The organism is Streptomyces sp. NPDC043726, from assembly GCF_056436565.1.
In genome coordinates, this window is the sequence record NZ_JBWKCI010000006.1 from 441,976 (window position 1) to 453,822 (window position 11,847).

General features: G+C 72.7%; 12 protein-coding genes. 3 read left to right on the plus strand and 9 right to left on the minus strand.

What is annotated here, in order from left to right; genetic code table 11:
- Positions 1 to 101: 101 nt before the first annotated feature.
- On the plus strand, positions 102 to 593 hold the full coding sequence (locus tag AC068Z_RS20185; RefSeq protein WP_478557085.1) for a hypothetical protein: 492 nt from the start codon (positions 102 to 104) through the stop codon (positions 591 to 593).
- Between the two features lie 33 nt (positions 594 to 626).
- Here AC068Z_RS20185 and AC068Z_RS20190 read toward each other — a convergent pair whose 3' ends face one another.
- The 3 genes from AC068Z_RS20190 to AC068Z_RS20200 form a co-directional block, all read right to left on the minus strand.
- A complete protein-coding gene (locus AC068Z_RS20190; RefSeq protein ID WP_478557087.1) occupies positions 627 to 1,364 on the minus strand; it encodes a class I SAM-dependent methyltransferase in 738 nt (245 codons plus the stop codon).
- A gap of 122 nt (positions 1,365 to 1,486) precedes the next feature.
- On the minus strand, positions 1,487 to 2,539 hold the full coding sequence (locus AC068Z_RS20195) for a methyltransferase (RefSeq protein ID WP_478557089.1): 1,053 nt from the start codon (positions 2,537 to 2,539) through the stop codon (positions 1,487 to 1,489).
- 5 nt (positions 2,540 to 2,544) lie between these two features.
- Positions 2,545 to 3,768, minus strand: coding sequence for a cytochrome P450 (locus AC068Z_RS20200; protein ID WP_478557091.1), 1,224 nt, complete (start codon positions 3,766 to 3,768; stop codon positions 2,545 to 2,547).
- Between the two features lie 203 nt (positions 3,769 to 3,971).
- On the opposite strand from AC068Z_RS20200, the gene AC068Z_RS20205 reads away from it, so the two are divergent.
- Positions 3,972 to 4,223, plus strand: coding sequence for a hypothetical protein (locus AC068Z_RS20205; RefSeq protein WP_478557093.1), 252 nt, complete (start codon positions 3,972 to 3,974; stop codon positions 4,221 to 4,223).
- A 16-nt stretch (positions 4,224 to 4,239) separates the two neighbouring features.
- Positions 4,240 to 4,704 (plus strand): hypothetical protein, encoded by a 465-nt coding sequence (locus AC068Z_RS20210; protein ID WP_478557095.1) that lies wholly within the window; start codon positions 4,240 to 4,242, stop codon positions 4,702 to 4,704.
- Between the two features lie 100 nt (positions 4,705 to 4,804).
- Here AC068Z_RS20210 and AC068Z_RS20215 read toward each other — a convergent pair whose 3' ends face one another.
- The 6 genes from AC068Z_RS20215 to AC068Z_RS20240 are packed head-to-tail and all read right to left on the minus strand — an operon-like array spanning position 4,805 to position 11,710.
- On the minus strand, positions 4,805 to 5,611 hold the full coding sequence (locus AC068Z_RS20215; protein WP_478557097.1) for a 4'-phosphopantetheinyl transferase family protein: 807 nt from the start codon (positions 5,609 to 5,611) through the stop codon (positions 4,805 to 4,807).
- A 49-nt stretch (positions 5,612 to 5,660) separates the two neighbouring features.
- Positions 5,661 to 6,980 (minus strand): MFS transporter, encoded by a 1,320-nt coding sequence (locus AC068Z_RS20220; protein WP_478557099.1) that lies wholly within the window; start codon positions 6,978 to 6,980, stop codon positions 5,661 to 5,663.
- Positions 6,977 to 8,452: an argininosuccinate lyase gene (argH, locus tag AC068Z_RS20225; protein WP_478557101.1), complete on the minus strand. Its 1,476-nt coding sequence runs from the start codon at positions 8,450 to 8,452 to the stop codon at positions 6,977 to 6,979. The genes AC068Z_RS20220 and argH overlap by 4 nt, the downstream gene beginning before the upstream one ends.
- Positions 8,449 to 9,735, minus strand: a complete 1,287-nt coding sequence (locus tag AC068Z_RS20230) for an ATP-grasp domain-containing protein (RefSeq protein ID WP_478557103.1) — start codon at positions 9,733 to 9,735, stop codon at positions 8,449 to 8,451. The genes argH and AC068Z_RS20230 overlap by 4 nt, the downstream gene beginning before the upstream one ends.
- Positions 9,732 to 10,790 (minus strand): PLP-dependent cysteine synthase family protein, encoded by a 1,059-nt coding sequence (locus AC068Z_RS20235; RefSeq protein ID WP_478557104.1) that lies wholly within the window; start codon positions 10,788 to 10,790, stop codon positions 9,732 to 9,734. The genes AC068Z_RS20230 and AC068Z_RS20235 overlap by 4 nt, the downstream gene beginning before the upstream one ends.
- On the minus strand, positions 10,787 to 11,710 hold the full coding sequence (locus tag AC068Z_RS20240; RefSeq protein WP_478557106.1) for a GHMP family kinase ATP-binding protein: 924 nt from the start codon (positions 11,708 to 11,710) through the stop codon (positions 10,787 to 10,789). The genes AC068Z_RS20235 and AC068Z_RS20240 overlap by 4 nt, the downstream gene beginning before the upstream one ends.
- Positions 11,711 to 11,847: the final 137 nt, after the last annotated feature.

The following is an 11,847-nucleotide window of genomic DNA, read 5'->3' on the forward strand; positions in this document are numbered from 1 at the left end:
ATCTTGAAGGGTCGAGGAACCAGGCCCGGAGACCTAGGCCAGGGGTCCGGCCGCTCCTATGGGAGTGCGGTGGCTCCCGGCGGCATGGCACAGTCACCGCCGTGACCTTGATGAACGTCCTCGTCGACTTCGCCCGCACCGGCCGGGTCGGACCCCTGCACTGCGGCATGACTCTCAGCGAGGCCGAAGAGCTGCTCGGACCGGGCCGTCCGCACCCGGCGATCGTCATGCTCGGACCCGACACCGACGGCTACCCGTACTCCTGGGACGGTCTCCAACTGGTCGTCACCCGGAAGGCGGTCAGCGGGATCTGGATCAACCTGTGGGCCAGTACGGCCGCCAAGCTCCCGCCGCTCGTCCTGCCCTCATCGGAGTCGTACGACGCGAGAGTGCTGCGCGAGGACCTGCTGACGGCGCTGGAAGCGGCGGGCTGCGGCCACTGTGTCAACGACACCCTCACCTTCGGCGACCAGTCCAGCATCCTCAGCCTCCCCGCCCACGTGTGCGCGGTCTTCAGCGTCCCCAGCCGGCACAATCCGGTCCCTCACCCGGACCGCCACTACCTCAGCGTCATGCACAAGCACTTGCCGTGACATCACGTGGAAGCCGCGGCGGAGGGGCAGCGGTCAGGCGCGGCAGCGCAGCAGTTCCAGCGGCGGCTTGGCGACCAGGTCCGCCCAGAAGTCCTCGCCGTACGCACGGACACCGGCCTCGGACACCGTCAGCGGCACCCACTCCACCGCATCGAACCCGGCCGCACGCAGGCACTTCTCGTAGACGTCCCGGCGCGGGGCGCTGCTGACGATGGTGATGGGCGGTTCGAGGAGGGCCGTGACCCGTACGCGCGTGCCGGTCTCGATCTCGCCGGCCGGTTCGCAGCGGAATCCGTACCGCTCCAGGGACGGGTTGTCGAACCCGTAGTCCGGCTTCTGGGCGAGCACGAAGAACTCCCCGCCCGGCACCAGGTTCTGGTGGATGTTGCGGCACATCCGCTCCATCGCCGCGATGTCCTCGGCGTAGTTCAGGCACTGCACGCCCAGCGCGATGTCGAAACGCCGGTCCAGCGAGCCGAGTTCCTCCACGTCGCCGACCTCGTACCGCACGCCGAGCGGGTCCCGCTCCTCGATCTCCCGCGCGGCGACGATCATCTCGCCGGAGATGTCGACGCCGAAGACGTCCGTGGCGCCGCGCCGCTTGAGCTCCCGGCTGTAGAACCCGGTGCCGCACGCCAGGTCGAGGACGGACTTGCCCCTCACATCCCCGACCATGCCCAGGAAGCTCGGCACCTCTCCGAAACGCATCAACGGCAGGGACTTGAACCCCTCGAACGCCTCGCCGATCTCGTCGTACTGCTGCACACTCACGTGCGGCCCCCTTCAGAGCGTCGTCGTGGCAGAGAGTCTGCTTCGACTCGCCCGAAGGCCCGTACTGGCAAATGCCACGAAGAAGTCGGCCGCCGAGGTTCGTATCCCCCAACAGGGCCCGGCTACCGGGGGATCGCCTCCAGCACCTGGAAGTGTGTGGGCGGCAGAGGGTCTCCCACATGGGTCAGCTCAAGACCCGCGGAGGCCAGCAGGGCGGCGAACTCCGACTCCGTACGCTCCCGGCCCCCGGCCATCACCAGCATGTTGAGGTCGCTGAGCACGGTGCTCAGGCCCGCCGGGGGGCCGTCCTCGGCGGGCAGCACCGGCTCCACCAGCAGAAGCTTCGCGTGGGGCGGCATGGCCTCGCGGCAGTTGCGCAGGATGGCGCGTGAACTGTCGTCGTCCCAGTCGTGGATGACGCTCTTCAGCACGTACGCGTCGCCCCCGGAGGGGACTTCGGTGAAGAAGTCTCCCGGTGCGATCGTGCAGCGCGCCGCCACGCCTGCCGCCGCCAGCACCTCGGCCGCCTCCTTCACACCCGTCGGGGTGTCGAACAGCACGCCCCGGCTCCCGGAGCAGCCGGTCAGCAGGGCGGCGAGGAGCGTGCCGTTGCCGCCTCCGACATCCACGACGGTGTCGAATCCGGCGAAGTCGTAGCCGGCGGCCACCACTTCGGCGGCTCCTCGCGCGTTCTCCGCCATCGCGGCGTTGAACAGGTCGGACAGGTCCGCCCGCGCGCCGATGTAGGGGAAGGCGGGCATGCCGAAGACCTTCTCGAACGCGGTCTGCCCGGTGCGCACGCTGTGCAGCAGTTCCCCCCATGGCCGCCACACGGCCTCCGAGGTGAACAGGTCGGCCAGCGCACGGGCCGGAGCCTCGGTGTCCGACCGGAGGACCTCACCGAAGGGGGCGAGCGTGAACTTCCCGGTCCCGTCCTGCCGTTCCACCACCCCGAGACTCTCCAGGGCCCGCAGCAGACGGTGCAGCGAATCGTGGTGGGTGCCGGTGGTCACCGCCAGCTCGGCCGAGCTCTTCGGGCCGTCGTGCAGCAGATCGGCGAGCCGCAGCCGGGCGGCCACACCGAGAACCTGGGAGGCCATGTAGCCGTGGATGAAGTGCAGGGCCCTGGCCTGGAGTTCGGGGCCTCCTGGTGTGTCGTCCGGCGCGGAGGTCATGTCGCTCACCACGCGACGTGCAGGGCTTCGGGGGCGTGGTCGACGAACTGCCGGGCCATCCGGACCGATCCCTCTTCCACGAGGTGGAGGCCGGGAAGCCGGGTGGTCAGGGTCTCCAGCGTCACCGCGAGCTGGAGCCTGGCCAGCCGGGCGCCCACGCAGGCGTGCACGCCGTGTCCGAAGGTCAGGTGCCGGGTGATCTGCCGCGTGACGTCGAACGTCTCGGGCTGGTCGAACTCCTCGGGATCCCGGTTGGCCGCGCTGTAGAGGGCCACGACATCGGCTCCGGCGGGCAGGGTGCGCCCGCCCAGGGTCACCTCACGCGTGGTCGCCCGGAAGAAGGCGTGCACGGGGGTGTCGTAGCGGGCGATCTCCTCCACCGCGCCCGGGATCAGCTCCGGGCTCCGGCACAGCATCCGCCACTGCTCGGGGCGGGACAGCAGATGCCACAGGCCGTTGCCCAGCAGTGCCGTGGTGGTCGAGTGTCCCGCGGTGATCAGGCCGATGAACGTCCATACCAGTTCGGCCAGTTGCTCCTCGTCGAGCGGACCGGGCGGCGCGAGCGCGCCGACGATCTCGCTGAACGCGTCCGTCCCCGGGCGCTCCTTGCGCTCCCGGACGTAACGCGCCATCACGTCCTGGAACTTGAGGAACAGCTCGGCGGCGGCGACCTCGTCCTCCCTGGGGGCGCCGCCGGTGATGACGGCCACGCAGGCGTAGGCGCCGTCCCTGATGATCGCCCGGTCCTCCGGGTCGACCCCGCACATCTCGGAGATGGTGTCGACCGGCAGCACCCGCGCGTAGCGGTCCATCAGCTCGGCCGTACCGTCTCGCTCGATGGCGTCCACCAGGGCGACCGCGCGCCTGCGGATGCCCGGCTCCATCTCCGCGACGGCGTCCGTGCCGAGCCGCTTGGCCAGCGGTGCCCGCACCTTCAGATGGCGTTCGCCGTTGACGTTGATGATGGCCGACGACGGCGGGAAGCCTCGTTCGAGCACGGCCACGGCGTCGGGGTGCAGCGGCAGCGGGCTGCGCAGGGCGTTCGCCGTGGAGAAGGTCTCGTGCTGCTGCAGCACCGTACGAACGTCGTCGAAGCGGGTCACCACCCAGGCCCGCATCACCTCGGACCAGAACACCGGCTCCTGCCGACGCGCCTCGGCCAGGAACGGATAGGGATCCTGAAGATGCGCGCCCAGAGGGTCGTACGACGCACCGATGGCACTTCCCATGACGCTCGCCCCCTGACGGAGCCGGGAACCAGGACCGACGCACGATGGCAGGCCCCCCTTGAGGACGGGTGGAGACCCTGCCCCGGCGTGGGCCGGGCAATCGCCGGTCGGCTGCCGCCGCCAAGTGCCGTACGCGGCGGGACCGCCTCCCTACGCTCCTGGCACCAGGCACGACAGGTGCAGTACGCGACAGGAGGTCACCCATGGAGAACCCGACCCGTAAGGCCGCCGCGACCGGGGCCGCCGCCCTGCTGACGGTGGGGCTCGTCATCGCCGGGGCCGGGGCGGCGAACGCCGCGGCCCCGGCCGAGGCGGAGCGCATCACGTCCTCGGCGCAGCTCAAGGAGAGCATCGCGCGCGCCGCGCAGCTCGAACAGCAGGCCGGGGACGTCGCGCTGGGCGGCGGCATCGGCGGCAACCTGGACGCGACCGGCACCCGCGCCGTCCAGTGCTGAGGCGGAGGTGACCACCGTGGACCAGGACGGATCCCCGCGCACGTGGTGTCCCAGCGGACGGGCGGACAAGCCCGAGTCCGTCGTGCTGGGCGTGCGGTCCGGGCAGGACGGCCGCGTCGTGTATCTCGCCGACCCCGTGCCGGCGTCCGAGGTGCTGGGCGAGGTGCCCGAGGGTGTCGAACCCCGGCGCGTCATGCGCTTCGCCTCGCACTGTGTCAGTTCCTGCGTCAATCGCCGGGGCGACGACTGCACGCTCATCGAGCGGGTGCTGGTCGGGCGGCCCGCCGAGGAGACCGACCGGGTCCCACGGTGTCACCTCCGGACGCAGTGCCAGTGGTGGAGCCAGACCGGGGTGGCGGCGTGTCTGCGCTGCCCCGCGGTCTCCACCCGCCACCACGCCGACGACGAGCTGGCCGAGCTGGTGGCCGATCCGGCGACGACGAAGGAAGAGCTCGACGCGTGGATCGCCGCCGCGCACTGAGACTCGCGGCCCGTGGTGTCCCCGGACACCGAAGCACCGACGATCCCCGGACAGACGGTCTGTCCGGGGATCGTCGGCGTTCGCGGAGCGGTATGAGGGTTCACAGGACCTCCGGGCTCCGCTCCCCCCGAAGGTCGTCGTCCCCCAGTCGGTTCACCCGGGGCAAGGGGGTGGTCAGTTCCCCGTGGACGGCCACCGCCGCCGCGTAGCCGCGGTCCATGGGGATGTCGAGGAGGGTCCAGCCGGCCGGTGGGGTCGGGCCGGGCGGGCCGCCGGAGCCCACGTAGTCGGCGGCCGGGTCGCGGCCCAGTCCGGTGCCGAGGCCCTTGAGGTAGGCCTCCTTGCGGGTCCACAGCCGGGCCAGCGCGCGGGGGCGGCGCGCGGGCGGCAGCGCCTCCAGCTCCGCCTGTTCGGCCGGGTGCAGCATGGTGGCGAGTTCGGCCGCGCTGCACGGGTCGGCGACGAGGTCGACGTCGACGCCGATGGGCGCCACCGCGGTGCCCATCAGCACGAGGTCACCGCGGTGGGACAGCGAGAAGTGCAAGGGGCGCGCCGCGTCCAGCACGGTGGGCCGACCGTGCGGGCCGCCGCAGCACGGGCAGGTCTCACGGCCGTAGCGGATCTCCTGCGGCAGCACGTCGAGGTACGTGCCCAGCAGGCGGCGCAGCGCCAGGTGGGCGGCGGTGAAGCGGATCCGGTCGCCCGGGTGGGCCAGTTCCGCCGCCCGCCGCCGCTCGGTCGTGTCGAGTACGGCGGTGTCGAGACCGGCGCCGCGCACCTCGGGCACTCTGAGCAGCCACAGGTCCAGGGACCCGGGCCGGGGCAGGGCGCGGACGGGTGCCCTGGGCGCGAGCAGCGCCGGGCCGCCGGTGACCGCGCTCCGGGCGGTACTCCTGGGATCACTCACCGGACCCCTCCTTGTTCGATGACGGATGCACGGGCCGCCGCCGGGCATGTCAGCCCCGGGCGGCGACCTCGGACGGCCGGGTCTGCTCCTCGGGCTCCTCCGGTTCCCCGGGCGGCCGGGTGGGCAGGTCCCGGCGTCGGCGCAGTGGTCCCGCGAGCAGCAGTGCGGAGCTGACGGCCAGGCCGCCGGTCAGCAGCCACAGTGCCGGGCGCACGCCGAGGGCGCCGCCCAGGACGCCGCCGAGCAGCGAACCGAGCGGGATCGCACCGAAGTTGGCGACCGACATGCTCGCGGTGATCCGGCCGAGCATGTGCGGCGGGCAGTACTGCTGGCGGAAGGTGCCCTGGATGACGTTGGCGGACACCACGCCGAGCGCGAGCACCGCACCGCCCAGCGCGAGCAGGAAGACCCGCCAACCGGGCTGGGCCAGCGGGACGAGCAGACCGAACGGGGCGGTGGCGAACTTGCACAGCAGCATCCCGCGAGCGGTGCCGAAGCGCCGGGCCAGGGGCGTGGCCACGACGGCACCGAGCAGCCCGCCGACGCTCGCGCCGGCCAGCAGCCAGCCCACGGCGGCCGCGTCGACACCCAGTTCACGCACCAGGAAGACCGTCAGCAGGGCCTGGTAGCCGGTGAGCAGCAGGTTGGTGACCGTGCCGTAGGCCGTGAGCACGCGCAGGTACGGGTCGCGGAGGGTGTGGCGCAGGCCGTCCTTGACCTCGTCGCGCAGGGCGCGCGGGGCGGCGGGTTCGGCGGGCGGGGGTTCGGTCTTGCGGATGCCGAGCAGGCAGAGGGTGGAGGCCATGAAGGTCGCGGCGTCGACGAGGAGGCCGCTGACGGCGCCGAACAGGCCGGCCAGCATGCCCCCTCCGCCGAGCCCGGCGAGCTGGGCCGCGGATTCGCTGCCCTGGAGCTTGGCGTTGGCCTCGGGGAGATCCTCGCGGGCCACGACGGAGGGCAGGTAGACGCGGTAGGCGAGGGAGAAGAAGACGTTGGCCAGGCCGGTGAGCAGGGCGACCACCAGCAGCTGCGTCATGGTGAGCGCGTCGAGCCAGGCGGCGGCGGGCACGCTGAGGAGCAGCAGCAGCGAGCCCAGGTTGCAGGCGATCATCAGCGGGCGGCGCGGCAGCCGGTCCACCCAGGCGCCGGCGGGCAGTCCGACCAGCAGCCACGGCAGCCAGGCCGCCGCGGCCAGGGCGCTCACCCAGAACGTGCTCGCGTCCAGGGTGACCACGGCGACCAACGGCATGGCGACACCGGTGATGTTGCTGCCGAACCGGCTGGCGGTCTCCCCCGCCCACAGCAACCGGAAGTCCCGCTGCCGCAGGAGTCCGCCGGGTTCCCGTGCGCGCCGCGGCAGTCCGCTCATCGCTGGGCCACCACCTTCGCGACCTCGTCGGTGAGTCGGTCGGTGGCGTCGGTCCAGCGCTTCTGGCGGGCGGCGAACTCCCCTTCCAGCGACCGGAGTTCAGCCCTCGCGTCGGCGATGGCCGCCTCCGGTGCCGCTCCGCCGGGGCCGCCGCCGTAGGCGCAGGCGGCGGCGACGGTCCCGGGGTCCAGCCAGTCGGCGGGGTAGCCGGTCGCCGCCGCGGCCACGGCCGGCTGCGCGTCGGCGGCCTCGGCCAGCGGCAGGCCGCCGTCCAGGGCGGCGAGGACGGTCTCGCCGACGAGGTGGTGCGCGGAGCGGAAGGGCATGCCGTCCACGACGAGGCGCTCAGCGAGGTACGTCGCCGAGGTGAGCCCGTCCCGGGCGCGGGCGCGCATGCGGTCCTGGTCCGGTTCGGCCCCGGAGATCACCAGCCGCAGCAGCGTCGTCGCGTCCTCCGTGCCGGACAGACCGGGCCACAGGTGGCGTACGGCCTCGGTGCCGACCGCGATGGCGTTGGTGTACCCGGCGGTCGACATGGCGGCCGCGGCCCCGGTGAAACCGGCCAGGGCGGCGGTGGAACGGCCCTGGATGTGCTCCAGCAGGAAGGGGTTGCGCTTCTGCGGCATCATCGAGCTGGAGCCGACCAGGTCGTCGGCCATCCGCAGCAGCCCGAACTCCTCGGTGGTCCACCAGGTCAGATCGCGGGCGACCCGGGCCAGGAGGACGCCCAGGACGGACGCGGCGGACAGCAGCCGCAGCGCAAAGTCCCGCGAGGCGACGGCGTCGACCGAGTTCGGCGCGGCCGAGGTGAAGCCCAGGAGGGACGCGGTGCGGGCCGGGTCGACGGGAACGGACGTGCCCCCGACCGCGCCCGCCCCGAGCGGGTTGACGTCGATCTCCCGCCCGGCGTCGAGCAGGTCGGCCAGGGAGCGCAGCACGGCGCCCGCGACCCCGCGCAGGTAGTGCCCGTAGGAGACCGGCACGGCGGGCTGGCCGTGCGTGTACGCGGGCATGGTCACGTCCCGGTACTCCTCGGCACGCTCCAGCAGCACTCGCGCCAACTCCGCGACCTCGCCGGTCAGTCGGGCGTACGGACCCCTTGCCTTCAGTCGTACGGTCGTGGCGTTGAGGTCGTTGCGGGAGCGGCCCGTGTGCAGGACGCCGCCGACCTCCTGGCCGAGCCGGTCGACCAGCCAGCCCTCGTAGGCGAGGTACACGCCACGGGGCATGGGGAGTTCGCGGACCGGGGCGAAGTCGGACCTGCGCAGCTCGGAGATGGTGTCGAGAAGGGCGGCGGCACGCGTGGCGTCCACGATGCCGCGCTCGGTGAGCATCACCAGGTGCGCCCGGTCGACCTCGCTGATCAGCCGCAGTTCCTGGCCGAGCGAGTCACCGGTGCCGTAGACGATGCGGTGGGCGCGGGGATCGAGGGCGGTGCGCAGGCGGCCGGTGTCCACTCCGGAGGTGCTCATACGGGCGTCGCCTCCTTCGCCTCCGCCGGCCTGGGATCACAGGCCACCGGCTCACGGGCCCGCACCGGCTCCAGTGCCGTGGCCAGCCCGAAGTCGCACGCCTTCGCCGCCCTTCGCCCGGACTCCTCCGCGACGGAAGCGGTGGCGATGACGTGGCCGAGCCTGCCCCGGAAGTCCTCGGCAGGTCCGACCCGGGTCCCGTCCGCCCGGTACACGGACGCGTCCACGACCCCCGGCACCGCCCGCGCCGCCGCCTCGGCAGCGTCGGTGTCGCCGAGGACCGCGTCCGCGTCGGCGGTGAGGAACCGGATCGAGGCGGCGCCGGTCGCGTCGGGTGTCCCGGTGAGGTCGACGGGAAGTCCGAGCCCCGCCCGCACCTGGGCCCCGACCAGGTCGACACCCAGCGCGCGGCGCACGAGCTCGGGAATCATGCCGCCGGCCAGCCTCGGGTTGACCTCGATGACGCGGGCCACGCCGCCGTCGAGGCGGAGTTCGACGTGGGCGGCGGCCCAGCCGAGGCCGAGGGCCTTGACGGCGTGCACGGCACTGTCGACGAGCGCGGCGGCCTCGGGCGCGGGCAGCACGGCGGGGACGTCGTGTCCGGTCTCCACGAAGACGGGCGGCGCCCCGACGTGCTTGGCGACCGTGACCACGGCCTCCTCGCCGAACACCTCCACGGAGAACTCGGGCCCGGTCAGATACTGCTCCACCAGGACGACCGGCAAAGTGCCCAGTCCGCGCTCGTTGACCGTGGCGGACAGCAATTCCCGTGCGTGCGCGGCGACTTCGGCGGCGCCGCAGCACAGCCGTACGCCCAGACTGCCCGAACCCTGTACCGGCTTGACCACGACGGGCCGGCCCAGCCACTGCGCGGCGGCGATCGCCTCGGCGGTGTCGAGGGCCGCCGAGAACCGGGGCACCGGCACGCCCGCCTCGGCCAGCACGCGGCGCTGCACGGACTTGTCCCGGCAGGCGCGCACGGCGGCGGCCGAGGGTCCCGGCAGCCCCAGCCGGTCGGCGAGTTGGGCGGCGGTGGCGATGTAGTACTCCGAACTCGACAGGACCCCGGCGGGCTCCAGCTCGCGTGCGACCGCCCAGAGTGCCTCGACGTCCGAGGTGTCGACGACGACCGTACGCAGCCCGTCCTCTGCCACGTACGGATAGCGGGCGGGGTCGGCGCTCAGGAGTACCGGCTCGGCCCCGAGGGCGCGGGCGCGCTGGGCGAACTGGCGCCCGGTTCCGGTGGTGTTGGACTCGACGAGGAGGAGCAGGGGGCCGTTCACGCTTCGTCCTCCGGCATCATCACGTCGCCGAAGCCGCGGCGCGCCCACACCAGGCGGGCCCAGGCGGGCGGGGCGTCCAGCGGGTGCTCGACGGTGACCGGGCCGCCCGGGGTGGGGGCCGGTTCGATGCCCTGCTCACGCAGCCAGTCCTTGTTGTAGACGGTGGACTGGTAGCGGTAGCCCTCGTCGGGCAGCACCATGACGACCTTGCTGTCGGGGTTGCGTGCCGCCCACCAGGCGGCGACCTGGAAGGAAGCACCGCTCGTGGGGCCCATGAACAGGCCGTGGTTGCGGAAGAGTTCATGGGTCGCGTGGAAGGCCTCGGCGGCCGTCACCCAGTGCACCTCGTCGTAGGCGGCGTGCCGGACGTTGCCGGGGTGGATGCTGCTGCCCAGCCCGCGCAGGGTGCGCGGCCCGTCGGGGATGCCGAAGATGATCGAGCCGTGGGTGTCGACGCCGACCAGGTGCAGGGCGGGGTCGGCGGGGCGCAGCGCGGCGGCCAGGCCGCCGGTGGAGCCGCCGGAGCCGACCGGGCCGACCAGGCAGTCCACCGAGCCGACCGTCTCGCCGATGAGTTCGGCGACCACCGCGTAGGCGCCGGGGTTGTCGGGGTTGTCGTACTGGCCGGGCACGAAGCTGTCGGGGTGCAGGGCGCGCAGTTCATCGACGCGGGCGAGGCGGGCACCCTGGATGCCGCCGGGCTGACCGGCGTACTCGACGATCTCGACGGTGGCGCCCAGCATTTCGAGGCGGGTGCGCAGGTCGCGGTCGATGGCGGAGTCGCCGACGATGGTCAGGTCGTAGCCGCGCAGCCGGCACACCATGGCCAGGCCCAGCGCGAAGGTGCCGGAGGAGGTCTCGATGATCCGGGTGCCGGGCCGCAGCAGTCCGGCGGCCTCGGCGCGGTCGACGATGTAGCGGGCGGGCAGCAGCTTCATCAGGCTGAAGGCGGCCGCGTAGAGGTTGTCGGACACCTGGATGATGCGCGGCAGCTCGGTGGCGTCCACCACCGAGTCGTGCAGCTTCGCGGCGCCCGCGATCGTGGTCGCAGTCATGTCAGTTCACCCGTCGTGAAGATCCACTGCTCGTGGATGCCGATGGTGTGCAGCAGGTGCCGTCCCTGCTCGGTGCGGGCGTCGACCTCGGGGTCGTCGCGGTCGTAGAGGAGCCCGGCGATGTCGCCGCTGTGCGCGGCCTGGATGCCGAGGGCGCCGGTCTCGCGGGCGATGGCGCGCAGCTCCTCGAGGAGCGGGATGGGCAGGTGCCGCTGGTTGATGTCGGTGCTGGCGGAGGCGACCGCGCCGATCAGGGCGACGTCCTTGGTGTGGATGGCCTCGCGCAGCATGGCCTGGAGTTCGGCGAAGACGCCGATCTCGGCGTCGCCGTAGCGTGCGGGCGGGAAGGCCAGCGTGTCGACGCCCTTGCCCTCGTTCTCGGGCCGCGAGCCGAACCCGAGGACGCGGACGGCCGGCATGCGGTAGCCGAAGTCCTCGATGACCTTGCCCTCGCGCTGCGCGAACAGCACCGAACTCTCCTTGAACATCAGCGAGTCGGAGGCCGTCTCGGCGCGGACCGCGATCCGCGCGACCGTCTCGGGCGGCAGCGGGCGCACGAAGGCGTCCTGCACCGCCCAGATCGCGGCCAGCACATCGCTGGTCGAGGAGCCGAACCCGCGGCACAGCGGGACGTCACCGGACAGTTCGAGATGCCCGCCGACCAGGCCGTCGTCGGGCCGCGCGCAGGCCTCGACGGCGAGCTGGGCGGCGCGCCGTGCCTTGCTCTTCCATGTGGGGAAGACCGTCAGCTCCTCGCCCCGGGCCGGGATGAAGGAGGCCTGGGTGGTGTGGACGGTGCAGGGCAGTGTGACCAGTCCCCGGGTGAGCTGACCCTGGTGCGGAAAGACGCCCTGGAGAATTTCGCCGTGATGTATCGGTGCCGAGGCGACACCGACGCGCCAACCGGAATGATCCACCATGTCCTTGACTTCCTCTGGGGGCCGGACCGGACCGCTCACGGGGCCTGGCCGATCGTGCGGACTACTTCACGCTAATGACCGCGAGTGCGCCGATCCGGCTGGTGGAGCGGCAGTATGCGGGCAGTTCGGCAGGGCAC